The organism is Paenibacillus daejeonensis DSM 15491 (assembly GCF_000378385.1).
In the GTDB taxonomy this organism is placed as follows: domain Bacteria; phylum Bacillota; class Bacilli; order Paenibacillales; family Paenibacillaceae; genus Paenibacillus_D; species Paenibacillus_D daejeonensis.
On sequence record NZ_KB899659.1, the window covers coordinates 1,041,800 to 1,067,140 of the forward strand.

Consider the following 25,341-nt stretch of genomic DNA (forward strand, 5'->3'; position numbering starts at 1 on the left):
TTATCGATCCTCCCCGATGGACAGAATAATCGTCATGGTCACGCCCACAACTGCAAGATAGACACCAAGGTCAAAGACCATGGCCGTGGCCAGCTCTACATTCCCCAGGAGGGGTAAATCAAAGTAATCATAGGCTTGAGAAAGAAATGGAGCATCAAAAACGAACGAGCCCATGCCAGAAAATATAGCAATCAACATTCCGGTCGCAGTCATATAATGGAAATTAACAGGAAGTGCCTGCTTAACCGTTTTTAAATCATAAGACAATGCTAGCAATACTAAAGCGGCAGCGGACATCAGACCACCGATAAATCCCCCGCCGGGGTTATTGTGCCCGGCTAGAAATAAGAAGGCTGAGAATGTAATAATGATGAACACAGTGACTTGCGAGGTCGTCTGCAAGACGACATCATCGGTTCGTTTCATATCAGCGCTCCTCCTTTCTTTCGTGAGGGGTACGGTCGCGAACTTTAATCAGAGCGTAAATGGCCAGAGACGCTGCTCCGAGCACCATAATTTCCAAAAACGTATCAAATCCGCGGAAATCAACAAGAATGACATTGACAATATTCTTGCCACCAGCCGAGCGATAGCTTTCTTCAACGAAATAATTGGAGATCGAATCAAACATTTGGTGGTTGGATACTGCGAGCGCAATTAATGTCACCAGTAAACCAACGGAACCGGAAACAATTAACTTGAAAATTCTCATCCCCCGGGATGACTTCTCCTTCTGCAGCTTGGGCAGATGATAGAAGCAGAGCAGGAACAGAGCAACAGACACCGTTTCTACAATCATCTGTGTCAAGGCAAGGTCCGGCGCACGGAAGATGATAAAGAACAACGTCACCATGTAGCCTACCGCCCCAACCAGCACAATCGCAGCCATTCTGGATTTGGCCAACGGGACCGCGATAGCCGCAATGAGAAGAACGATGGTAAGAATCACTTCGTAAATGGACACTTCAGCAAATACCACTTCGCCGTGACGCTCAAACGGATTAATGCGCGTCAGGAAGTAACCTCCGACGAGGACAAGGAAGACAAATATATAAATCATATAGTGTCTGAGTGAGCCCGTCATATACGTATCGGTGATGATACGCGAAAAGCGTTGCGACCCTTTCAGCAGAAAATCGTATACTCTCGAGAAGGACAAGCTTCCTGGAAAATAGGAATACAGACGCTGCCAGCGTTTGAGTGTCAGGTAGAGCAAGATACCAGCGACCGCTACGCCGATTGTCATCCACAACTCAGGAACAAAACCATGCCACATACTGATGTGCTTGGCTTCCACATTGTCCAGTGTCGGCAAGATGGCCTGCATCGCCGGTTCAATAAGCGAGTGCGTCAGCAGGTTCGGGAACAAGCCAAACACAATGACCAGCAATGCTAAGATACCTGGAGGAATCAACAGCCCAAGCGATGCCTCATGCGGTGGCTCTCCCAGTTCTTCCTTGGGAAAACGGCCGGTAAATGTCTTGAGCAGGATAATCAACGAATAGATAAAGGTAAATACGCTGGCCACCCAGGCGACAACCGGGAATAGAATAGACCATGATTGAACGCTGAAGAAATCCATTTCCGCTACCGAAAGCAAAGCGGTAAAGAACATTTCTTTACTCAGGAAGCCGTTAAATGGCGGCAGCCCCGCCATCGAGAGCGTGCCGATTAATGCAAAAGTAAACGTTACGGGCATGAAGGCCATCAAGCCGCCAAGCTTGCGAATGTCCCGGGTACCGGTCTCGTGGTCCACGATCCCGACGACCATAAACAACGCGCCCTTGAAAGTTGCATGATTGATCAGATGAAACACGGCTGTCATGATTGCTGCGGTGTAGAGTGCAATATCCGCTCCTCCGGTATAAAACGAAGCGGAACCCAGACCGAACAAGCACATAATCAAACCGAGCTGACTGATCGTCGAGTAAGCAAGTATGGCCTTCAGGTCCGTATGCCGTACGGCAGTATACGAGCCCCATAATAGTGTAACCAGTCCGGTTAGCGACACGATCCAGAACCATAGCGCATCCCCTGCGAAGATCGCACTGAAACGCGCGACAACATAGAGTCCGGCCTTGACCATCGTAGCCGAATGCAGATAAGCGCTGACTGGTGTCGGTGCTTCCATCGCATCTGGCAACCAGATGTGAAACGGGAACTGGGCTGACTTGGTAAACGCGCCAAGCAACACAAGAATCATCGCCGGAACGAACATATCCTGTCCAGGCAGTGTCGGAGCCAGATCAATGATCTCGCGTATACTGAACGTACCCGTCATCGTATAAAGCAGAATAAAGCCGGTTAACATGGCAAATCCGCCGAAGACAGTGATGAGCATCGACTTCAGCGCTCCATAGCGCGAATGATCCCGGTTATACCAGAAGGCAATCAACAGGAACGAGGAAAGACTTGTCAATTCCCAGAAGCCATATAGCACGATCAGATTATCGGAGAGTACGACCCCCAGCATCGCGCCCATAAATAGAAGCAAATACATATAAAACCGATGGATGGCTTCTTTTTCTTTGGAGAGGTAGTAGATGGAGTAGATGACGACAAGCGTCCCTATGCCGGTAATTAATAAGGAGAATAACAATCCCAGTCCATCCAGATAGGCCGTAATATCAACGCCCAGGGAAGGAATCCAGGAAACCGTGGATTGTATAGCTTCACCCTCTCGGATGGTAGGCATCGAAAGAATAAAATATACAAATGCCAGTAGCGGAACCGGCAGTACAAACCACCCCGTATGAATTCTTCGGAATAGCTTGTAAAACAGCGGCACGATAGCTGCCGCAACAAAAGGAAGTAAAATAACACCATGAAGCATAGACAAGCAGCAACACCCCCAAATTGAGTCCCCATGCTAAACTATTAGTCGTTCCTATAGGAACGCGTATACAGCGTGGAATTTTCAGACTGAACCGCATGAAGCCTTGTCGTCAGATGAGTCCGAAAAAAAGCACTTCATCCGTAATACGTATAACTTGCCCATAAGTTTCATTTTTCAGCATGTACATCAGACGCTCTAATCTAAAAAAACTGCACGACTGGCAGCCGCCACCCGTGCAGTTTCAGATGCCTACTCCGTCAACGATGTGCTAGGTTGAGTCACTTGATTGATGGAGTCCCGGTTGAACGTAAGCTTCGTCGCATCATTTACCCGAAGCACGACGATATCGTCCGTAATTTCTTGAATGGTTCCATGCAAACCGCCAATTGTTGTGACTTTATCACCCTTTTTCAATTGCGTGAGCATGAGGTTGCGATCTTTTTGTTTTTTCTGCTGCGGCCGGATCAACAGGAAATAGAAGACGGCGAACATTAGAATAAACGGTGCAATCGAAACTAGCAGATTAGCGCCACCTGCTTCTGCAGCGATGAACATCGATATCCCCCCTTTCAAAAACCTTTCTCATTATGGTCAAGTCCGTACTTCGAGAAAAACGCATCCCGAAAATCAAGCAAGCAGTCATCTGCGATGGCTTGTCGTACGTCCCGCATGAGTTGAAGCAAGAAATGCAAATTGTGAATCGTCGTCAGACGAATGCCGAAGCTCTCATCCGCCTTAATCAGATGACGAATATAGGCTCGCGAATAGTGCGTGCAGGTATAACAGCTGCACTCCGGATCCAGCGGTCCAAAGTCCTCGGCGTACTTGGCATTGCGAACCACCAGCCTGCCTTGACTGGTCATGGTCGTGCCGTTGCGGGCAATTCGGGTCGGCAGCACGCAGTCGAACATATCGATCCCGCGAATTGAACCTTCCAGAAGCGCGTCCGGCGAACCTACGCCCATCAGGTACCTTGGCTTGTCTGACGGGAGCAGCGGAACCGTGTGATCCAGCATGTCATACATGACCGGTTTGGGCTCGCCCACACTTAGTCCTCCAATAGCATACCCCGGGAAATCCATGGAAGTCAACTCATGAGCGCTCTGCTTGCGCAAATCGGCAAACATCCCGCCCTGGACTATCGCAAACAGCGCCTGGTCGGAGGCTCTACTATGGGAAGCAAGACATCGCTCTGCCCACCGGGTTGTCCGCTCCAGGGACTGCTTCACGTACCCGTGATCTGCTCCGGCAGGCGGGCATTCATCAAAGGCCATCATAATATCGGAGCCTAGCGAGTTTTGGATTTCCATCGCCTTCTCCGGTGACAGGAAGAGCTTGTCCCCGTTTAAGTGGGAGCGGAATTCGACGCCTTCTTCCGAAATTTTGCGCATCTCGCTAAGACTAAACACTTGAAAGCCGCCGCTATCCGTCAGAATCGGCCGGTCCCAGTTCATGAACTTGTGCAGACCGCCCGCTTGCTCGACGAGCTTGTGGCCAGGCCGCAGAAACAGATGATACGTATTCGAAAGGATAATATGCGCATCCATCGTCTTAAGCTCTTCCGGACTCATCGTCTTGACAGTTGCTTGAGTACCGACCGGCATGAATGCCGGGGTCTCGATTACACCATGCGGCGTATGAATCCGGCCCAGACGGGCACCGGATTGTTTGCATTGTTTTATGAATTCATATTTTATAGCCACGGTTTCATTCACTCTTCCATTCTTAGAAGTGGTCTCGTAATGCTTAGGAGATGAACATTGCATCGCCAAAACTGAAAAATCGGTATTCACGCTCTACCGCTTCCTGGTAGGCAGCCAATACTTGTTCTCTGCCAGCAAGGGCACTAACCAGCATGACCAGCGTCGACTTCGGCAGGTGAAAGTTGGTAAGAAGCGCATCCACAAGCTTGAAGTCGTAGCCGGGATAGATAAAGATATCTGTCCAACCGCTGCAAGCTTGGACAGGCCCTTCGCCTGCCCGGGAAGCTACGGTTTCCAGCGTCCGCGCCGAGGTCGTACCGACCGCGACGATTCGTCCCCCGCGTTCCCGTGCCGCTTGCAACGTGGCTGCATTCTCTTCGTCCAAGTTGTAGTACTCGGAATGCATGACATGCTCTTCGACAGTTTCTGCGGACATCGGACGAAAGGTTCCCAGACCAACATGCAGCGTAAGGTAAGCCAACTGGACGCCGCGGCTTTCTAATTCGCTTAGATAGTCTGTAGTAAAATGCAAGCCGGCGGTGGGCGCAGCTGCCGATCCCTCATGGCGGGCAAACACAGTCTGATACCGGTCTTTGTCCTCCAAGCGCTCTGCAATATAGGGCGGCAGCGGCATTTCTCCAAGCCGGTCCAGGAGCTCATTGAATATCCCTTCATAATGAAAGACGACCGTTCGCGCGCCCATATCGCCTTCCGACTCCGCTATTGCGCGCAAGAGCGGCTGTCCGCTGCCATCGTCTCCAAACCACAACTCTGTGCCCGGCTTCACCCGCTTCGCAGGCTTGGCCAGGGTTTTCCAACGATCACCAGACAACTGCTTCAAAAGCAGCAGCTCGATTTTGGCACCGGTATCTGCCTTCTGGCCAATAAGACGCGCGGGCAGAACCTTCGTATTATTCAAAACCAATGTATCGCCTTCACGCAGCAGATCCGACAAATCTGTGAACATACGATGATTGATCTCTCCGCTCTTGCGATCCAGTGTCAACAGCCGGGAGGCTGTGCGATCGGTCAGCGGCGTCTGAGCAATAAGCCGCTCAGGAAGCTCGAAGTCAAAATCCTCTACCTTCATTCGGCTGTCATTCCTTACCTATAGTTACATTAGTATAGTAGTATTGCAAAATCCGTTTGTAATCATACCCTTGCTCGGCCAGGCCGCGTGCGCCCCATTGTGACAGCCCCACACCATGTCCGTTGCCTCGTCCAACAAAACGGAAGAATGGTTCTTTGGTTATTGCACGAAGCGTCCCCGTTCCATCCATAGCGTAATAATTCACTTCATCCAGCGTGCTCACTTGCCCATTGGCTCCCAGCACCGCAACTGCAGATGAATCAGATGGCTTCTCGGTCTTGGCGCCTCCTGCTCCCTGGATGGTTACTCTTGCCGTCTCGTCAATGACAAACCTTGTACTCGGCAGTCCACCAAGCGCAGAACGGAAGGTATCAGGATAGCGAATATCCAGACGAGCGCCATTGGCTTGAAGCTCTGTTGCCCGCTGCGAAGGTCCATACTGGCTAACCTCTAACGTACGAATAGGACCCGTAAACGGCGTCATCAGCTTGCCCTGCATGGAAGCGACCAGTTCAGAGGATGTAAAGGGGCCACGTACCCAGGTGTTGGAATTGGACTGCACCGTTTTCTCTAACACCGTTACAAGCGTTCCCTTACTCAATCTTGCGACGGGCGCTACACCTTCCTGGATGAGTGGAATCGGCCGCATATTCGTCTGCTCTTCCTTCACGCGCATCATTGCCGATCCCGCTGCTGTCCGCTCACTGACTGGCTCGAGAATGTCCTCACGGATATAGCCATTGCGACCATCAGCCAGAGCCACTCGGTACCAGCTGTACAGCCCTGCCTCGGACGCCTCATCGGGACTGGTCACACTCACAAGATAAGGCACCTGATTTCCCCACACTTCCTCTGCATTGGCAGTAGCCCCGCCGCTGCTGGAAGAAAACAGGGTTTCAATCAGTCGACCATTATACTTCGCTACTTCGCCTGACGTTGCATCCACAGCCTGATTGGTTGCTGGCAGCTCATCCGATATGCCCCGGTACACCTGACTCAAGACGCTGTCTACGACATCCGCAATCTCAAATCGTGTTCCGTTGTACAGGGCATAGGTACGTGCCGCTACCGCTTGCGCCTTCAGGGCCTCAGCTGGCCAGGAGGCCGGCATCTCCGCAGGTACTACAGCATAGAGGTACTGATCCAGCGGCACTTCATTGATGACCGCAAGTCGATTGTTGAAGCGGCTTAATTCAAACCCGCCGCGGTACGTTCTGGCGGATCGTTCAGTGAGTTGAATTCCCTGTCCGCTCGCGTCGCTCACCCAAGCCGTGGTGGCAGCGTTCAGCAGATACAATCCATCACTGTTGCCGGCCGTCCCGGTGAGGCTGTGATCCTCCCGAAGCACCAGCATCGCGCTTTGCGCTGCCGCCTTCAGAGCATCCATACCCGCTTGTGTACGCACCTGCTCCAAGGCCGCAGCATCCGTGGCTCGTCCAGTCAGGACTACATACTCCATGGCACCAGAAGCAGCGGGACGCACCCCAATATCACTGCTCAAGCCTTTATCTCCAATTGCAGCCTGGGTGGCTCTGGCCTTGGCCAGCGTATCGTAAGGCGTCGACTCCAGCTGCAGTGGGCCGGACAGCGCAGCCTGCGGATAACCGCCTCGGCTCCACCGTTCGACGGAAGTACGTGCCTCTGCCAAGGTGGGATAGCTGCCTTCGGTCACTTCATACAGCCTGCCAGTGCCTCCTGGCGAAGAAGTAAGCCAGACAGCAGGCGTACTCTCACGAACGCGCTTGTATGCCGCTTGGGCAGCGGCGAAGTCCGAAGTCTGCAGAATGGTTACTTTATAATCATTCAGCGTGAATCGGGCCGCCCCACTATGGGCCCCATAGCGAACCTCCCCGGAGGGCTGGCGGATTCCTACCTGCAGCCCCTGGCTGCCGCTAAGAGTAGCCACCGGTGTTGTCGTCGTATACTTGCCCGGCAGATTAAAGAACAAGCCTACCCTGATGCTGCTCTGCTCCGCCGCTACAGCTGTTGGCCAGATGCCAATCAAGGCTACTGTCATCGATAAGACCAGCAGTCCGCTAATCGTTTGGAATATGTTGTGCGGCCAGTGCTGATCCGATCCCCGTCCCTTCATGTCGCGCACTCCTTTGCTCATTGGCTGTTCCCCCCGCCGTCTTCCGGTACCGGGAGTCCTAAATGCACATAGGCCTTGGGTGCAACGACCCGTCCGCGTGGCGTTCGCTGCAGGAATCCGATTTGCATCAGATAAGGCTCGTATACATCCTCAATCGTTTGGCTCTCTTCCCCAATCGTTGCAGCAATCGTATCCAGACCTACAGGCCCGCCACGGAAGCTGCCGATCATCGCCTGCAGCATCTTGTGGTCAATCGTATCCAGTCCCATGGGATCTACCTGAATCAGTTCCAGCGCCATACTTGCAAGCTCGTGGGTAATGACGCCGTCTCCCCTCACCTGCGCAAAGTCCCGTACGCGCTTCAACAGCCGGTTAGCAATACGAGGCGTTCCCCGGGAACGCAAGGCAACCTCTTCAGCGGCCTCGCCTACCATTTCCACGCCAAGAATATCTGCCGCCCGGGAAACGATGAACGCCAGCTCGTCCACCGTATAGAATTCCAGTCGGCTAACGATGCCGAAGCGGTCTCTCAGCGGGGCCGAGATCAGACCAGCCCGCGTCGTCGCACCAATCAATGTAAAGGGCGGCAAATCCAGACGCACTGATCGCGCACTTGGCCCCTTGCCAATCATAATATCAAGCGCGAAATCCTCCATAGCCGGATATAATACCTCTTCTACCGTACGATGCAGACGATGAATCTCATCGATGAAGAGCACATCGCCTTCCTGCAGATTGGTTAGAATCGCTGCCAGATCACCAGGACGTTCGATAGCTGGACCTGATGTGGTCCGCAGCTGCACACCCATCTCGTTAGCTATGATGTTGGAGAGCGTGGTTTTGCCCAGACCCGGCGGGCCATACAGCAAGACGTGATCGAGCGCTTCCTTCCGAAGCTTCGCCGCCTCGATGTAGACCTTGAGGTTGCTCTTGGCACTCGACTGTCCGATGTACTCCGCGAGGTACCGTGGCCGCAGACTAAGTTCTACCGCCTCGTCCCCCATCATCAGGTTGGCGGAGATAATCCTGTCTTCCATTGGTAATCGCCCTCCTGTCAGCCTTTAAATAAATGTTGGAGCGCCTTCTTCATCAAGACCTCCACCGACGCGGCCTCTGCCTCATCCTTGACTCCATGCCATGCCCGATCAAGCTCAGCCTGGCTATAACCGAGGGCAGCCAGTGCTTCTCTGGCCTCCTGCCATGCCGTTCCTCCATCAGCTCCGGATGGAGAACCTGGCTCAGCCCCCCCTAGCAACCCGCCTTCAGCAGGGAGCGCGCCCAGCTTATCCTTGAGATCCAGAATCATGCGTTGAGCCGTCTTGCGCCCAATGCCTGGCAGTTTGGTCAGGAAGCCGATATTTTCTTGCTGCACCGCAGCAACAACTGCCTCCGGCCTGCCCCCTGCGAGAATTCCCAGGGCCACACGCGGACCGATGCCGGACACCTCCAGCAGCTGCCGGAACAGCCGCTGCTCCTCCCGGTTAGCAAATCCGAAGAGCAGGATTGCATCCTCCCGCACATGATGATGGGTATAGACTGTCACTGCTTCCTGCTTGCCGGCAAACGCAAAGGGACTGGGTGTAAACACACGATACCCTACATCCCTGACGTCAAGCACAATATATTCTGACTCGATATGTGCAACATTTCCCCGAATAAAATCAATCATCTCGGCACCCCATTCAACTTGTTCTGCAGCACTGCCGAGTGTGCATGGCAGATCGCAATCGCCAGCGCATCGGCCACATCGTCGGGTTTGGGGATGACAGACAGCTTCAACAGCATCTTAACCATCTCCTGCACCTGCCGCTTCTCGGCCTTGCCATAGCCGACGACTGCCTGCTTCACCTGGAGTGGAGTATATTCAGCAATTGCAATCCCGTGCTGCGCGGCAGCAAGCATAATCACGCCGCGGGCCTGACCAACAGCAAAGGCGGTCGTTACATTGCGATTGAAAAAAAGCTTCTCCACCGCAACGGCATCCGGTTTGTATTGGTCAAGCAGCGTATTCATCGCCTCATAAACCTGCTTCAATCTCGTTTCCTGAGGGGTATGTGCTTCCGTCTGAATGGAGCCATACTGCACAGGAACCAGCTTGTGGCCCTGCTTATCGATACATCCGAATCCGGCAATCGCAATGCCCGGATCTATTCCCAGTACACGCAAAGTGTCCTCTCCCATCTGGTGTTTCCGATTCTGCATCTCTATGTAAGTCATTTTTTCTATCCTTTCATTATAGCAAATGTTCGTAGGAATGAGAACACTGGGGAAGTCCCCTTACGAATCACTTAGGCCGCACAACACAAAAAAGCCCCGCCGCTTATGCGGCCGGGCGTGAGTGATCTAAAGCGCGGAAGGTCAACCGGGTGTTTTATTGCCTTGATCAGCATGAACGGCATATTCGCTGAATGTGGACAACACACTATTGTATTCATCTACATCACTTACCCGAATGCCTTCATTCAAGGCTTGCCAATGCTGCCTGGGCAGGCTGCTTTCTAAGTAATGCGTGTCCAATTGAAAAAACGTACGGATGACGCGATCCTCTTCCGGGGGCCCTTCAAATAACGAAAGATGGCCCAGCTTGTCCAGGCTGAAGTAAGCGCGTTGCTTACAGGTTTCCGACAAATCCGCAATTTGCTCCAACACGACAATTTCGTCCTCGCCAGCCGGTTTTATTGTCCACTCGGGGTTTTCTTTAAGCAGCTGCTCCACCTGGCCGGCATCCAGCTTGCCCAACATGGTCATTTCCTCACCACAGATATAACTTCGCACATGCTTGACCGTTCGCGGCTGCTTGTCCTGCCGCCAAGCTTCCATCCAGCTTTCTGCAGGCTCCCCTGCGGCGTGTGCCGTAGGCATGCCTTGCAGCGAGCCAAGCAGCAGCATCAAGGCGCCAAAGCTGCCTAGCAGCTTTTTGCCTCGTATCCACCGTTTTCTGATCTGTATCCATCGTCTGAATGCGATCATCGTCTGAACCCCTCTGTTTTTTTAGTAGCTTAACCCAGGCATTGAAGGAATATGCACGCCTTCCTTGCCCATGACTACAGCCCCGTCACTGCGCTCAAGGCAGACAACGGGGCTGCGAATCGTGCTAATTATTGATCCAGGGCAAGCTTTGACCGTTGCGGCGGTTAGAACGCTTGGTGGATGCCCGCTCAACCGGCTTCTTCGTTCTGTTCTTCTTGCTTGATGATGCTGCCCGTTTGGGAACTGCCGTACTTGTTACCACTCTAGACTCCTGCTCTTGCGCATCATCTTCCTCACGTTTGTCTGAGCACCCGCAGTTACATGGTTTTTTGGCCGCTCCCTGCTCTCCGCCGACTTGCGAGTATCCCCCGTACCCCTGATCTGCAACGCCCAGCGTCTGAGGATGCCCGTAGGCTTGGGGCGAATAATAGTTCGTCATTGGCTGCTGGTAGCCCATCAGCTCTGCCGGTCCGCCCATCATACCCGGGTGGCCATAGGCTCCTGGACCCGCGCCATATCCGTACATACCGCCGGACCAAGGTCCCATCGGCTGCCCCCATGCAGGCGGCATGCCCCCAGGGAAACCATATGGCATGGCTCCCATTCCAGCGCCAGCGTTGCCTATTGGCGCAGAGCTGACAGGACTTTCCCATGATTGCTGAGGCGTGTAATCATAGCCCGTTGACATCTCGCTACCCACCGTCGTGCTCTCAAGCGGCATCTCATAAGGGGTGTAGGCGCCAGGTTGACCGCCATATCCACCATAATTGCCGGACATATCAGGCAATACTTGATGTTGGGGCCCTGCATAGCTGTAGCCATGATGTCCATAGTTAGCCGCTGCCCCCTGTAGATCAGGAATTCCAGGCCACTGTGATGTGCCCCCGACCGCAGGCGCGTAACCGCCATAGGACATGGTTGGAGCCGGTTCGTATGTTTTTGGCGGTTCCTGCGCTCCTGCTTCGACAGCCGGCTGCGGTGTCTGCTGAAACAGATTCGTCGATTTATGGTATTCCAGATGGATCGGATACATATGATGTTCTTGGACGACCTTCGGCGGCTCTGCAGGCATGGGCTGTGGCATCGGCTCAGGCTGAGGCGCTGGCATCACGGGCGCAGTGGACGTCTTGCCGGGCAGTTCCGCAATCGGAGCGGTTGAGGTCTTGCCCGGCGGCGATTCCATAATCGGCATTGTAGGCAATTCAGGCATCATTGGCATCTCCGGAAAGTGCAGATCCGTTTCCTTGCCGTTTGCTGTTTTTGGAATATTGACCATTTCACCGGTAAGTAAGACATTCGGATTTTTCAGCTGCGGATTGGCTTTGATCATATCTCCCAGCGGTACCCCCCAAGCCTTGGATAACTTCCACAATGTGTCTCCTTGCTTGACAACATGCTGATGCGCAATTTCCATATCGGTTGGTTTACTTGCAGACGATGGGACTTTGATTTTCATTCCTACCTGCAACTCATCCGGATGGCTAATGTTGGGGTTTAACTTCAGCAGCTCCTCTACCGTTACCCCGTATTTGCCGGCCAGCTGGTACAAGGTATCACCCTGTTTGACAATATGGATTTTCAATGACCGTACCTCCTGTCACGTTCTCGTTCGCGGCCAAGAGGGTGCCAGGCACAGCGCCCTGCCGCCAATCATTACATCCTATGCACAAAGTGGGCTGGTGTCCCCTAGAATTGAAAAAAAAACAGGCTGCCCTCCTGTCCTTCGACAGAAAAGCTTGCCTGTTCTTGTTGTTTCTTAGTCAATCTTGACGCCGTCCACTTCTACGATATCACGGAACTCCTGCAGCAAATGTGTCGTTATCGGTCCGGCTTGACCGGATCCAATAATGCGGCCGTCCACTTCGCGAACGGCGATAACTTCTGCCGCAGTTCCGGTGAAGAATACTTCATCTGCCACATAGACATCATGCAAGGTAAACGGCTCTTCCTTCAACGGATACCCAAGCTTCTCACATAACTCCATGATAGTGCCTCGCGTGATTCCCTCAAGTGCCCCAATGTAGCAAGGCGGGGTATAGACAACCCCCTTCTTGATAATGAAGATATTGTCGCTTGATCCCTCCGCCACGTACCCTTGGGCATTCAACATAATGGCTTCTCCGACGCCAGCCAGATTCGCCTGAATCTTCACAAGGATGTTGTTCAGATAGTTCAAGGATTTGATTTTCGGGTTCAAGGCATCAGGGATATTGCGGCGTTGAGTAACTGAAACAGAGACCAGTCCGTTCTTGTATGCCTCTTCCGGATAGATCGCCAGCTGTTCCACGATGATAATGACCCAAGCCGTCGGACAACGCTTGGGGTCCAGTCCGAGATTACCGGGACCACGGGAGACGATCAGGCGAATATAGCCATCGCGCAGCTCATTGCGCCGGATGGTTTCGACGAGCGCTTGCTCCATTTCGTCATAAGACAACGGAATATCAAGCATGATGGATTTGGCCGAGTCATATAACCGCTCCAGATGCTCTTTGCATTTAAAGATATTGCCGCCATAAATCCGAATGCCTTCGAAGATTCCGTCTCCATACAAAAATCCATGGTCATACACTGAAACCTTGGCGTTTTCTTTTGTCACATACTCACCGTTTATGTAAATCCATTGCTCCGCCATTTCGTTATTGACACCTCCGGTTATATAATGCTCACCGGCCTAATTCGGCCGTTGAATCAGCTTTCATAGCGAAAAGAAGGGTAAGATCCCATGTTCCGTACCTGGCAGCCAATGGCCCGGATCTCTTCCAGAGCCGACGGCAGCAATACCGTGTCCATGGACATCTCAATGTCGATGATGAAGTAGTAACTCCCCAGCATGCGCTTGGTGGGTCTGGACTCAATCCGTGATAGATTGATTCGGCGCCACGCAAAGGCGGAGAGCACTTGATGAAGCGCGCCTGGATAATCCTCAGGCAGTGTAATGTGAATCGTTGTCTTATGCACATCCGAGGTGCGTGCCGTAAACGGCCGATCTCCGATCAGCAAGAAACGAGTGAAATTATTGTTATGATCAGTCACCGATTCTTGCAAGATATCCAGCCCGTGCAAGGCCGCGCCTGCACGCGTCCCGATTGCAGCCCACCCCTGACCGGGATTCGCTTTGACAGTTGCTACAGACTCTACCGTACTGCTGATATGCTCCGTTTCGGCATGAGGCAGGAGCGTACGCAGCAGCTTGGTGCATTGCGCCATCGCCACGGGGTGGCTGAGCACTTTTTTTATTTTAGCATAATCCAGCTCACCCTGCTCGTCCACAAACTCTTCCCTGCGGCCAATCAAGTTCTGTAGCGACGGAAAGACCCATTCCGCCTGAATCGGCAATTGCACCTCATGCACCAGCCAATCCATATGCAAGCTGACGGAGCCATCGATTGTATTCTCAATCGGAATGATACTGTAATCGGTACTGCCCCCGGCGGTGGACAAGAACACATCAGCGATGGATTTGTAATAACTCCAGCTGACTTCCTGATCTGCGAACAAATATCGAGCTGCCTCATCCGAGACGCTGCCTTGCGGCAACAATGCTGCGCTTAACATGCTGTGATATCTCCTTTGATCCACTCCATGAGCGTAATATCGTCCTCGGACGAGTCAGGTACAGTAATGACCGGTCCCTCCAGGCACGGCACGAGCCAGCGTGCCTCGGCCCCGCTGTGCTGATGCTGCAACGAGGTGAGAAGGAACTGCTCCAGCTCCTGCTTGCGGCGGCTGCGTCTGTCTACAAGAGCCAGCATCGTCGGACCGGCGCCACTGAGCGCGGCCCCCAGGGCTCCATACTCCGTCGCTTCTGCCAGAATCTGTTCCATACCGGGAATCAAGGATGCCCGATAGGGCTGATGCAGACGATCCTTCATGGCATGACGAATCATCCCGAGCTCGCCGGAAGCAAGGGCTGCCACCAGCAAGGAGCTGCGTCCGACATTGTATACGGCATCCTGCTTGGTATAACTCTCCGGCAACGCATGACGCGCCTTGTCCGTGGACAACTGGAAGTCAGGAATCGCTACCAGCACCTCCAGGTCAGGATGCGGCTCCAGCCGTATGGCTTCTGCACGCTCGCCGTCCCAGGCTGACACAATGATTCCGCCCATGAGCGACGCACCTACATTATCCGGATGTCCTTCCAACTTCGTGGCGATCTGCAGCAGACGGTCTTGACTCAGTTTGGAGCCAGTCAGATGGTTCGCAGCCGCCAGGGCGCCTACAATGGCGGAAGCACTGCTCCCAAGCCCTCTGGTGAGTGGGATATCGCTGTACATGCCGATCCTCAGCTCAGGAATCGACACCCCTACCTCTTGGAAGACCTGCTGGGCCACCTTATAAATGAGATTGGACTTGTCGGTCGGAATTCCGGACATGCCGCTGCCATACAAGGTAATCTCCGTCTTCTCGGAAGCACTCATCTCAATCCATGCGTACAGCGATAAAGCCATGCCTAGCGTATCAAAGCCAGGACCCAGGTTGGCGGTACTTGCAGGCACTTTGACAATAACTCTGGGATGAACGGTTTCTATCATCCGCTATCCCTCAACCCGGTAGACGCTCTTCACCTTGCGAATCACGCCAAGTGTACGGAATTGATCCAGCACCCGGTCGACAGCCGCTTTGTTGGCATCATGCGTAATAATGATAATCTCGGCCTCCGGATTGCTCTCGTTCGGCTGCTGCAGCACCGACTCCAGACTGACCTCATGGCTTGCGAAGATCTGCGTAATTTGAGCCAGCACGCCCGCACGATCTTCAACATGCAGTAAAATAAAATACTTGGATGAGATCTGTTCATCGGTTTTGAGCTTTTTCTCTTTGTAGACTGGCGTCTGCTGTAACCCGTTGACACCGAGCTTGAGGTTTCTTACCACTGCCACCAAATCGGCTACAATGGACGTTGCCGTCGGCAGCTCTCCCGCGCCGGCTCCGTAGAACATCGTCTCGCCTACTGCTTCGCCATAGACATACACGGCATTATAGACACCGTTTACGGACGCAATGGGGTGTGTGTTCTTAACCATCGTCGGCTGAACAGAGATGCTGAATTGGTCATCCTGCCGCTCTGCGATGCCTAGCAGCTTGAGGACATAGCCCAAACGATTGGCGTAGAGGATGTCCTCCTTGCTAACGCCTGTCATGCCTTTGGTGCTTACATCCTCCAAGGCTACATCCGCACGGAAACCAAGCGTAGACAGAATCGTCATTTTGCGAGCCGCATCGAGTCCTTCGACATCGGAGGTCGGATCAGCCTCTGCGTAACCCAGCAGCTGCGCTTCCTTCAACACATCATCATACGATACGCCCTCTTGCGTCATCTTGGTCAACATGTAGTTGGTGGTACCATTGACGATACCCATAATCTTCGTAATACGGTCAGACGAAAATCCGTCAATCAGCGTCCGGATAATCGGGATGCCGCCGGCTACACTGGCCTCATAGAACACATCGCAGCGCTGCTCCTGCGCCTTGCGCAGAATCTCTGGCCCATGCATCGCCATCAGATCCTTATTGGCTGTCACGACGTGCTTGCCACGTGCGAGTGCCTCAAGAATGTACTCTTTGGTCTGCTGAACGCCGCCCATCACCTCAACGATGACATCAATCTCAGGATCCTGAATGATCTCGTACGGGTCCTCCGTCAATTTGGATGGCTCAATTGTAATGCTTCTGGCTTTCTCGCGGTTCTGGACAAGGATCTTCTCAATGACAATCGGCGAGCCGCTCTGGCTACGCAGGTCATCCTGATGTCCTTCCACAATACGCACGACGCCGGTTCCGACGGTGCCAAGTCCGAGCAATCCTACTTTTACAGGTTTCATATATTGTTCCCTCCACTGTCTTGTCTTCGTTATCCTTGTCCGGTCAGGTTGACCTTGCGGACACCGTCCTGCTGCCTGAGTGCCTCTATAAGGGTAGCAATCGGCTGCTGCATCGGAGCCGTATCGACGGAAATAACCACGCCAGCCATGCCCTGCAGCGGGATGGTCTGATGGATCGTAAGCACATTGCCCTCCGAAGCAGCCACTAGCGAGAGCACCTTGGACAATACACCGGAGCGATGATCCAGGTCCATGGCAATCGTAACAATCCGCTCCCGGTCCATCTGGTCTAGCATGTAGATGCCGTCTTTATATTTGTAGAAGGCGCTGCGGCTTAGGCCGACCCGCTCGGCTGCCTCATGTACGGTAGAAACCTCGCCGCGCTGCAGCATCTCCTTGACATGCATCGTCTTGACGATGCCTTCTGGCAGCAAGTCTTCACGAACGACATAATAACGCTCCGCCACGCTTCGTCCTCCCCCAATAGACATTCGTCTTCGTATAGTGGACATTATATCGAATTCTGTCGCTTGTGGCAATAGGCCTGACGAGAATCATCCTAAAAAGAAAAAGCTTCTGCGCAGAAGCTTTCATCTTGTCTTTATTCAAATATATAGTCGCTTCCTTCAAAGAACTCAAAACCGAAATCTCCGATTCTGACAAGGTCACCGTCTTTGGCTCCGGCCTTGCGCAGCGCAGCATCCACGCCCATCTTGCGCATCACCCGGGCAAAGCGCATCACTTCATCATACGAGTTAAGGTTATGGCGCTTGATGAATTTCTCAATATGGGCACTTTCAACGACGTAAATTCCCTCATCGTAATGAACCGTAAAGGATTCATCCTCTTTCTTCTCATACTTGAAGACCACGCGTTCACTTTCTTCAGGAGCCGTCTCGACCGAAGGCTCTTCTACAATACTATCCAATAAATCGGCGGCTTTGTATAACAGCTCTTGAATGCCCTGCTTCGTTAAGGACGAGATCGGCACGATATCATGCACTTTATCGTCCTGCGCCTGCGCCAGACGTTCCCGGAACATCTCCAGATGAGTCTCGGCGTCCGGCATATCCATCTTGTTGGCTGCAATTACCTGTGGCCGCTCGGCCAGCTTGGCGTTGTATTGCACGAGCTCCTCGTTAATGGTCACCCAATCCTCATAGGGATCACGACCTTCTGAACCGGACATGTCCACGACATGAATGATCACTCTCGTCCGTTCAACATGTCTCAAAAACTCGTGGCCGAGACCTACACCCTCATGTGCGCCTTCGATCAGTCCTGGAAGGTCTGCCATGACAAAGCTGCGCTCGTCCCCAACATCGACAACCCCCAGATTAGGTGTAATTGTCGTGAAATGGTAGGCGCCAATCTTTGGTTTGGCCCCCGAGACGACCGAGAGCAACGTGGACTTGCCGACGCTTGGGAAACCAACTAGTCCCACATCCGCCATGACCTTAAGCTCAAGGACAATCCAGCGTTCTTCCCCTTCTTCGCCATTCTCCGAAATGTGGGGCGCAGGATTGTTCGGCGTGGCAAAACGGATATTGCCGCGTCCGCCGCGTCCGCCTTTGGCTACCACAAGCTCTTGCCCATGGCGCGTCATATCTGCGATGATTTCTTGCGTGTCATCATCCACAATTACCGTCCCGGGTGGAATCCGTACGACCATATCCTCTGCTCCGGCGCCATGCATCCCCTTGATTTTGCCCTTTTGTCCACGCTCGCCCTTAAAATGCCGTTGGTATCTGAAATCCATTAGCGTGCGCAAGCCCTCATCGACCCGAAAGATGATGTCGGCGCCTCGTCCGCCGTCTCCACCTGCTGGCCCACCTTCAGGCACGTACAGCTCTCGGCGGAAGGAGACGATCCCGTCCCCGCCGTTGCCGCCTTTTACGAATATCTTTGCTTTATCAACAAACATGATTTCCCTCCGTTCGGTTAGCAGGTCTCTGCCTGCAGCACCATGCGATCCATCTGGGGTGCAAGCGTAACAAGGCGGAATTTGGAATCCGCTAGCATTGCTTTGACGTTCTGCTCCAGATGGGACACATTCTGCAGCTCACCTGTTAGCTGCATTGCAACTTCTACTACGCCTTCGTATTGCGCGAACTCCAGCATGAGGCGTGGCGCATCTCCATGTCCAGGTTGGATGCCAAGTCGATAGGCATCGACCAGCTCCCTCAGCACCTCTGCAAGAGGTGCGCTATCGCTTCCCAGCAACGTCCAGTCGACCTCTTCCTCCAGCACCACATCGAGCTGCAGTGACTGCGAAGCCGTCCGAAACGACTGTAGGAACAGCACGAGGGCAGGCTCACCCAGCTTGGCAATCCGGCTTTCCATCATCATCCTGTCCTTTATTCTCTCCACGCATTGAACCGTTTTATCCGGCTTCTGCAGTCTGATGTAGCCGTAGAGCACCTGAAGCTCATTCATCCAGTCATGTCGGTGATGGTTGAGCGTACGAATCGATGCCTCTTGCATATGCTGGACCGTTTGATCCAATCGTTCCGCATGCTCTTTTCGTTCGACAGCAATCCATAGAGCTGCTGCAGCTACAACCCAGATCATACATAGAAGCAATGCAATCTTACTATCGGCAGTCCAGATGACGACTGCGGGTACTACAAGCGACGCGGCTGCGCCGAATTTCAACCAACGCAAGCGATTCATGACCCCGTTCCCCGTTTCTTCTGCGTTCACAACTTTTAACAGTATAGCATGTCCGGCATAGGCGGGTCATCTACAAGATGCAGCGCTCCCGAATCCCGTAAAACATAAAAATAACCCCGGCCGCAAATTCATGAGGCCGGGGTTATTCGTCGGTATTAATTTTCGACTGCTGCAGCTACTGCTGCCGCATCAACCGGGTACACGCTCACTTTCTTGCGATCGCGGCCCCAGCGTTCAAACTTGACCACGCCTTCCACTTTCGCGAACAGCGTGTCATCTTTACCGATGCCTACGTTGTTGCCCGGGTGGATCTTCGTTCCGCGCTGACGGAAAAGGATGCTGCCGGCTGTTACCGTCTGGCCGTCTGCACGCTTGGCACCCAAGCGCTTCGATTGGCTATCGCGTCCGTTCTTCGTCGAGCCTACGCCTTTTTTGGAGGCGAAAAGCTGAAGATTCAGTTTCAACATGGTGGTTCCCTCCTTCTATCTCAGATGTTCGTGTATCACGACAAATCTGCCGTACGATTGGTGTATGGTGTCCAGCATGACTCGCATCGATTCGAGCAGCAGCTGTACCTGGGCGTCCTTCTCCGGAGATCCGGTAGAGGGGATGTCCGAGGACAGCCAACCGTTCTTCATCGTAGCGGGAAGCACTACGCCGGCCAAAGCCTCAATACTGTTCACCGTTCCCACCGATACCGCCGATACGCCAGCGCAGACAATATCCTTGCCTGCCCGGGCATACTTTGCATGTCCCTCAATGGTAAAGGCTGCAATCGTGTTGTCAGCCTGCCGCCGTACGAAGGTTACTTGAATCATCGCCGATCCTCTTAAGCTTGAATCTTGCCGATGGTAACTTTCGAATACGGTTGACGATGACCTTGCTTACGACGATAGTTTTTCTTCGGTTTGTATTTATACACGACGATCTTCTGACCTTTGCCGTGTTTCTCTACAGTTGCCGAGACGCTTGCGCCTGCTACCAGCGGCGTGCCCGTTACGAGCCCTTCGCCATTGGATACGGCCAATACTTTATCAAACGTAATGCTGTCGCCAGCAGTTGTGTCCAGTTTCTCGATGAAAAGCACATCGCCTTCTTGAACTTTGTACTGCTTGCCGCCTGTCTCAATAATTGCGTACATGGATGGTGCACCTCCTCATGTCTAAGACTCGCCTGATGCAAGGTGGCAACGGCTGATGCCGCAGCGCTTCATAACCCGACCGGAGCGGTTGTAGCATGACTAGCATTAACACTAGACACACTGGAGTATTCTATCATATTGCCAGTTCGAAATCAACCCTAATTACGATTATGCTGCCATCATTCCCGGGAGCCGGCATGAACACCGTACAGACCAACATACTGCTTGCCCCGTCCGCGACAGGCGGAGCATGTATCGTACAGTCGGCTCACGGCATCCTCCCGCGTCTTCTTGCGCGTGAGCTCCATCAATCCCAGCCTTGTCCAGCCCAGCACATGGCTCTGTGTCTTGTCTCTCGCCAGTTCCCTCTCCAGCAGCTGTCTGACTGCACTGCGGTGCGTCTCCAATTCCATATCAATAAAATCAATTAAAATAATGCCTCCGGTGTCACGCAGTCGCAGCAGCCGGGCAATCGCTTCGGCCGCTTCGAGATTGGTTTGATACACCGTATCCTCCAGCGTATGAGAACCGACGAATTTGCCGGTGTTCACATCAATGACCGTTAACGCCTCCGTCTGGTCCCACACCAGCTCGCCGCCGCTCTTGAGCCTTGAACGCCTCGCAAATGCACGCTCGAGCTGCTCGGGTACCGCCCGGCTCTCAAGCAGATTCACGTCCCCCTCATAGAGTCGAAGGCGCGGGAGCAGCTCCGGTGCAGCCTGACTCAGAATAACCGTCGCCGCCTCATAGCCGGCCAGGTCATCAATCCACAGTTCGTCCGGCTCCTGCTCCATAAGCTCGTCAGCGATTCGCTCAGCCAGTGTTCCGCCGCCATAGAGCAAAGCGGGCGCTTCCGCGAGCTGCCATACCTCGGATATGTTTTCCCATCCCCGGCGGAGCGCGTTGACATCCTGCAGCAGCTCCTCATAAGAGGCATGCTCTGCCATCGTACGGAGGATCAGCCCCTCACCCGGCTGCCTCAGTTCTTCTCCTGCGGCACGCAGCCTTGCGCGTTCATGTTCCGGGCCGATTTTCTTGGACACGCCCACATAGTCGGCGCGAGGCATAAAAACAACCGAACGTCCGGTCAAGGAGATCTGCGTGGACACCCGAGCCCCTTTCCCGTCGATCGGTTCCTTGACGATCTGAACCAGCAGCTGATCCCCGGCCCGGACCAGCTCCGTAATCGGAGGTTTGCGGCCCACCATTCGTTCACTGGCGGCCGGAGCCATCAGCTCGTCAATGTACAGGAACGCATTCTTGCCCTGGCCAATATCGACAAAGGCGGCTTGCATTCCGGGAAGCACATTGACGACCCGGCCTTTGTAAATATTGCCGACACTTTGTTTCCCTTGCGGTCGCACGGTTTGCAATCGGGATACTTCTCCAGCCTCTAATCCTACAATCACTGTCAGCTCATTATTTTTATGAATCAGCATATGTTTCATGCTGCCGCTCACCTGCCCGTGGTCATGAGACCGAATTGCCTGTATGCTCCTAACAGGCGTCAGCCTTATTCTACCTGAAAAGCTCCCGGACTTCACGCCCAGGCTTTCCATACGTCAGGTAACCGTCAACCAAGCGGCTCTCCGGCAGCATCAGCAGCTCCCCACTCGCAGAGCCTTGAACATAAATAAGATGATACTGATTGCGGCGCAGCAGCCTTAAGATATCGATCACGGAGCTGCTGCCGCTAACGATGATTGGCTTGGCCGGTTCACCCAGTCTCAACCGGCGCTCCGCGTTCTCGTTGCGGCGCATCAGAAAGCGAATAAACAGGAAGGAGAGACTGCGATAGTAATGCCAGTTGGTCATCATCAAGAACAAACCGATGACCAGCAGATTCATTTGCAGCCCCCCGCCGCTCACCAGCGGTACAAACGCAGCCCCTATCATCAGAATGCTAAATATCAGGCTGATTCGCGCGCTCCACAGCAGGGTCCGATGGTAGGGAAGCCGACAGCTGATCAGCGCCTGCAGCAGCCGCCCTCCATCCAGTGGAAGGATGGGCAGCAGGTTGAACAAGCCAATCATCAGGTTGGCTTGGATTAAATGATCCGCCCACGCCGCTGACATCCATCCAAGCTCCCCCATCGCCCAGGCAGCGGTGCCCATCCACACGTTCTGCAAGGGGCCAGCCAGCGTCACCACGATTTCCTGCCTTACGGGCATGTGATCCAGTTCCTCAACCTCCGCAACACCGCCGAACGGGAGCAGCTTTACTTCTTTGACGTTCCAGCCGTAGCCCTTGGCCGCCAAGACATGTCCCAGTTCATGGACGAACACGATAGCAAACAACGTCATCAGCTCAATAAAGTAGCCCGTCACCACAGATGCCAGCATGACCATCACAAACAGGGGATGGATCGACCATCGGATGCCGAACCAACGATTAGTCAAACGGAACCACATCTGCCGGATCGACATAGCGGTCCTGATCCCGCACAGCAAAATAGAGCTGGCTCTGACCGCCTTCTATTGCAGGCTTCAAACGACCGATCACACCGCCTGCTTCTACCCAGTCATGCTGCGCAATCTGGACGGAATCGAGTCGACCGTACACTGACAACCGCTGGTTGGGATGCTGAATAATGACTGTCTCTCCTTGGGCCGAGTCCGATGAAATAATAAGAATACGCCCCGTTTCAATGGCCCGCACCTCGGCTCCAGACACAGCAGCAATTTCGACGCCACTCCCCATATCAGCAAAATCCCGCACAATGACCCCTGCGCTTACGGGAGCGATGGCCGCACTGCGGATACCGGCCTGCGCTCGCTCGGCTGTCTGCTCCCGTTCACCGAAAATGGGAATAAAGGCCGGCGAGCCTGCAAATGTCCGATCATACCAAGCCGCCGCCGCAGAGAAATCCATATCCGTTGTCAGCATACCGACAACCACACTCTGACCTGTCTTCGCCCAAGGCATGTCCAATTGAAACAGTCCAAAACCACAGCCAAACAGCGCCAGGCTTAGCAGAATCTTAATCCTCAGCTCCTTGGCGAGTTGACCGGATCCGTCGTGTGGCGGCGATGCATCGCCACCTCCGCTATCCTCCGTCCCGCCAGACCAGCCCCTCCAGGGGTTAGGCTGAGATTTCCATAGCAGCTCCGGATCAGCTTCGCCCTTAGCATCTGAGGCTTTTGATTTTTGTACGGGTGTTGGGGCTGTTGGGGCTGTTGGTACAGTCTCCCTCATCAGAGCGGGTACCGAGCGTTCAGGCGTGAGGCTCGCGGGCTTGTCCCCGCCGCTCGTTAACTGGCGGATTCTCTCTTGTCTGCGCTGCCGCACAGTATCTTTTGTATCCATCCGTCATCCCTCCAAGGCTGCCGCGTCCGGAGCGGTGAGCCCGGCCGTGCATAATGCTTATAGGTATGAAGAAGAGGGCTTGTTTATGATTCAAGAATTGCTTGCCACATGACGTTAGCGGCATAATTGGGGTAGTTGTAACAGGTTTATCGGTTCTACGGCTCTGTTGCAAGCGTGTCGATTAATTGCTGTCCCCAGTTGGAACGTGCTAACGGCCGCCAGAGCCGCTATTTCGCCCAAATCGAATCACTTTGAATTCTAACGGCCACCAGCGCAGTTATTGGAGGGTTTTCGAGGTTCCAGCGGTCTGTTTGGCCACAATAGGCGCATATATGGCCGTTAGAAATAATTAGCTACCTTTTCAGGGCAAATAAGCGTATATATGGCCGTTAGCCGGGAGCGCAGCGGGGACGCGTAGGGTAGGTGATACCTTAGCAGTAGGTCGGCGACTGGACAACCACCCTCCTCTGCTCTGACGGACAAAGCGCTAGAGCCAAAATTACACAAACAGCCTCTCCATGACGGAGAGGCTGCGAGATAACGCTGCTAGGCTTGCTCTGGATTTTCCTTTTCCTGATGCGCTCTTATACTGAACACAAGACCGATACACAGCATATTGAGCAGCAGCGAGGTCCCCCCGTAACTTACAAAGGGCAGCGTAATCCCTGTAATCGGCATGATACCGATCATCATCCCGATATTCTCGAAGATCTGAAATACAAACATCGACACGATTCCAATGATGATAAATGAACCGCGCCGATCATAGCACTGAAAGGCAATGATGATCATCCTGTAGATAAGGAAGAAGTAAAGGAGCAGCAGCACCGCCGAGCCCTGGAAGCCGAACTCCTCGCCAATCACGACAAAGATGGAGTCCGAGTACGGATACGGGACAAATCGGCCGTTCTTGGAATCGCCCTGCATATATCCATCGCCAGTCAAGCCGCCGGAGCCGATGGCGATCATAGCCCGCTCCAACTGATAGCGCTCGTCGCTGGATGCTTGCTCAGGGTTGACGAACGTGTTGATGCGCTGATACCAGTGCAGCCGGTTCTTTTCACTCAAATATCCTTTGATCTCGTCATTGAAAGTATTAAACAACGTCGAGAACGCCATAACACTGCCCACTACAATGACTATGCTGATCAACACATGCAGGTATTTGACATTGCCAATCCACAGCATCCCGAGCACGATCGCTACATAGATGATGGCATTGCCGAGGTCCGGCTGAATCATAACCAGCAGGAAGGGTACGAACGAGACGATGAAGATTGGAATAATATCCTGGGTTAACTGCAGCGTCTCGCCCTGGCGGCGGTTCATAATGACCGCGATTGCCATAATAATGGTCAGCTTCACCAGCTCGGCAGGCTGCAGCTGAAATCCGCCAATGACGAACCAGCTGCGTGCACCGTTAATGGGCTCGGTGAACATGACCGCTACCAGCAAGAGCAGGCCGATGACGTAAGGCACATACCAGAACCTAAGCAGTATTCGATAGTCAAAAAACACGGACACAATAATGACAGCAAAGCCCGCGATAAAGTAATTTAACTGTTTGAACTCGAAATTATTAAAGCCCGGATCGTTGAAGGTTGCGCTTCGGACGGCCATAAAGCTGATGACCGCGAACAGCCCCAACAGCAGCAAAATGCCCCAGTCCAGTTTTTTAAGTTTACTTAGTAAATGCACGTG

25 protein-coding genes and 1 other annotated feature are annotated in these 25,341 nt (G+C 53.4%); all 25 genes read right to left on the bottom strand.

Annotated elements, in window-relative coordinates; translation table 11 throughout:
• Nucleotides 1-426, bottom strand: coding sequence for a Na(+)/H(+) antiporter subunit B (locus F556_RS0105205; RefSeq protein WP_020615850.1), 426 nt, complete (start codon nt 424-426; stop codon nt 1-3).
• A 1-nt stretch (nt 427) separates the two neighbouring features.
• On the bottom strand, nt 428-2,833 hold the full coding sequence (locus F556_RS0105210; protein ID WP_020615851.1) for a Na+/H+ antiporter subunit A: 2,406 nt from the start codon (nt 2,831-2,833) through the stop codon (nt 428-430).
• Between the two features lie 252 nt (nt 2,834-3,085).
• A complete protein-coding gene (gene yajC, locus F556_RS0105215; RefSeq protein WP_020615852.1) occupies nt 3,086-3,391 on the bottom strand; it encodes a preprotein translocase subunit YajC in 306 nt (101 codons plus the stop codon).
• Nucleotides 3,392-3,405: 14 nt separating this feature from the next.
• Nucleotides 3,406-4,539 (bottom strand): tRNA guanosine(34) transglycosylase Tgt, encoded by a 1,134-nt coding sequence (gene tgt / locus F556_RS0105220; protein WP_020615853.1) that lies wholly within the window; start codon nt 4,537-4,539, stop codon nt 3,406-3,408.
• 43 nt (nt 4,540-4,582) lie between these two features.
• Nucleotides 4,583-5,629 carry a tRNA preQ1(34) S-adenosylmethionine ribosyltransferase-isomerase QueA gene (gene queA, locus F556_RS0105225; protein WP_020615854.1) on the bottom strand — a complete coding sequence of 349 codons (1,047 nt, stop codon included), beginning with the start codon at nt 5,627-5,629 and terminating at the stop codon, nt 4,583-4,585.
• A gap of 7 nt (nt 5,630-5,636) precedes the next feature.
• Entirely contained in the window at nt 5,637-7,742 is a 2,106-nt protein-coding gene (locus tag F556_RS0105230) for a SpoIID/LytB domain-containing protein (RefSeq protein WP_020615855.1), read from the bottom strand.
• The gene (ruvB, locus tag F556_RS0105235) at nt 7,739-8,758 is read right to left on the bottom strand and encodes a Holliday junction branch migration DNA helicase RuvB (protein WP_020615856.1); all 1,020 of its coding nucleotides are present in this window, start codon (nt 8,756-8,758) and stop codon (nt 7,739-7,741) included. The genes F556_RS0105230 and ruvB overlap by 4 nt, the downstream gene beginning before the upstream one ends.
• Nucleotides 8,759-8,775: 17 nt before the next feature.
• On the bottom strand, nt 8,776-9,390 hold the full coding sequence (gene ruvA / locus F556_RS0105240) for a Holliday junction branch migration protein RuvA (RefSeq protein ID WP_020615857.1): 615 nt from the start codon (nt 9,388-9,390) through the stop codon (nt 8,776-8,778).
• Entirely contained in the window at nt 9,387-9,887 is a 501-nt protein-coding gene (gene ruvC / locus F556_RS0105245) for a crossover junction endodeoxyribonuclease RuvC (protein WP_026297119.1), read from the bottom strand. Before ruvC ends, ruvA begins: the two co-directional genes overlap by 4 nt.
• Nucleotides 9,888-10,079: 192 nt before the next feature.
• The gene (locus F556_RS0105250; protein WP_020615859.1) at nt 10,080-10,691 is read right to left on the bottom strand and encodes a BofC C-terminal domain-containing protein; all 612 of its coding nucleotides are present in this window, start codon (nt 10,689-10,691) and stop codon (nt 10,080-10,082) included.
• Nucleotides 10,692-10,815: 124 nt separating this feature from the next.
• Nucleotides 10,816-12,273 (bottom strand): LysM peptidoglycan-binding domain-containing protein, encoded by a 1,458-nt coding sequence (locus F556_RS36080; RefSeq protein ID WP_020615860.1) that lies wholly within the window; start codon nt 12,271-12,273, stop codon nt 10,816-10,818.
• Nucleotides 12,274-12,447: 174 nt separating this feature from the next.
• A complete protein-coding gene (gene ilvE, locus F556_RS0105260) occupies nt 12,448-13,326 on the bottom strand; it encodes a branched-chain-amino-acid transaminase (protein WP_020615861.1) in 879 nt (292 codons plus the stop codon).
• Nucleotides 13,327-13,382: 56 nt separating this feature from the next.
• The gene (gene pheA, locus F556_RS0105265) at nt 13,383-14,249 is read right to left on the bottom strand and encodes a prephenate dehydratase (RefSeq protein ID WP_020615862.1); all 867 of its coding nucleotides are present in this window, start codon (nt 14,247-14,249) and stop codon (nt 13,383-13,385) included.
• Nucleotides 14,243-15,229, bottom strand: coding sequence for a homoserine kinase (thrB, locus tag F556_RS0105270; RefSeq protein ID WP_020615863.1), 987 nt, complete (start codon nt 15,227-15,229; stop codon nt 14,243-14,245). The genes pheA and thrB overlap by 7 nt, the downstream gene beginning before the upstream one ends.
• A gap of 3 nt (nt 15,230-15,232) precedes the next feature.
• The gene (locus F556_RS0105275; protein WP_020615864.1) at nt 15,233-16,519 is read right to left on the bottom strand and encodes a homoserine dehydrogenase; all 1,287 of its coding nucleotides are present in this window, start codon (nt 16,517-16,519) and stop codon (nt 15,233-15,235) included.
• A 29-nt stretch (nt 16,520-16,548) separates the two neighbouring features.
• The gene (locus F556_RS0105280; RefSeq protein WP_020615865.1) at nt 16,549-16,986 is read right to left on the bottom strand and encodes an ACT domain-containing protein; all 438 of its coding nucleotides are present in this window, start codon (nt 16,984-16,986) and stop codon (nt 16,549-16,551) included.
• Nucleotides 16,987-17,120: 134 nt separating this feature from the next.
• Nucleotides 17,121-18,443, bottom strand: coding sequence for a GTPase ObgE (obgE, locus tag F556_RS0105285; protein ID WP_020615866.1), 1,323 nt, complete (start codon nt 18,441-18,443; stop codon nt 17,121-17,123).
• A 17-nt stretch (nt 18,444-18,460) separates the two neighbouring features.
• Entirely contained in the window at nt 18,461-19,192 is a 732-nt protein-coding gene (locus tag F556_RS0105290) for a Spo0B domain-containing protein (RefSeq protein WP_020615867.1), read from the bottom strand.
• Between the two features lie 155 nt (nt 19,193-19,347).
• Entirely contained in the window at nt 19,348-19,659 is a 312-nt protein-coding gene (gene rpmA / locus F556_RS0105295; RefSeq protein WP_020615868.1) for a 50S ribosomal protein L27, read from the bottom strand.
• A 15-nt stretch (nt 19,660-19,674) separates the two neighbouring features.
• Nucleotides 19,675-20,010, bottom strand: a complete 336-nt coding sequence (locus F556_RS0105300; protein ID WP_020615869.1) for a ribosomal-processing cysteine protease Prp — start codon at nt 20,008-20,010, stop codon at nt 19,675-19,677.
• Nucleotides 20,011-20,021: 11 nt separating this feature from the next.
• On the bottom strand, nt 20,022-20,333 hold the full coding sequence (gene rplU / locus F556_RS0105305; RefSeq protein ID WP_020615870.1) for a 50S ribosomal protein L21: 312 nt from the start codon (nt 20,331-20,333) through the stop codon (nt 20,022-20,024).
• A 14-nt stretch (nt 20,334-20,347) separates the two neighbouring features.
• Nucleotides 20,348-20,433 (bottom strand) — a sequence feature (ribosomal protein L21 leader region).
• A 79-nt stretch (nt 20,434-20,512) separates the two neighbouring features.
• A complete protein-coding gene (locus F556_RS0105310; protein ID WP_020615871.1) occupies nt 20,513-21,781 on the bottom strand; it encodes an Rne/Rng family ribonuclease in 1,269 nt (422 codons plus the stop codon).
• A gap of 70 nt (nt 21,782-21,851) precedes the next feature.
• On the bottom strand, nt 21,852-22,733 hold the full coding sequence (locus tag F556_RS0105315) for a M50 family metallopeptidase (protein WP_245583014.1): 882 nt from the start codon (nt 22,731-22,733) through the stop codon (nt 21,852-21,854).
• Nucleotides 22,726-23,640 (bottom strand): M23 family metallopeptidase, encoded by a 915-nt coding sequence (locus F556_RS0105320; protein WP_020615873.1) that lies wholly within the window; start codon nt 23,638-23,640, stop codon nt 22,726-22,728. The genes F556_RS0105315 and F556_RS0105320 overlap by 8 nt, the downstream gene beginning before the upstream one ends.
• Nucleotides 23,641-24,186: 546 nt before the next feature.
• Nucleotides 24,187-25,338 (bottom strand): FtsW/RodA/SpoVE family cell cycle protein, encoded by a 1,152-nt coding sequence (locus F556_RS0105325; protein ID WP_020615874.1) that lies wholly within the window; start codon nt 25,336-25,338, stop codon nt 24,187-24,189.
• Nucleotides 25,339-25,341: the final 3 nt, after the last annotated feature.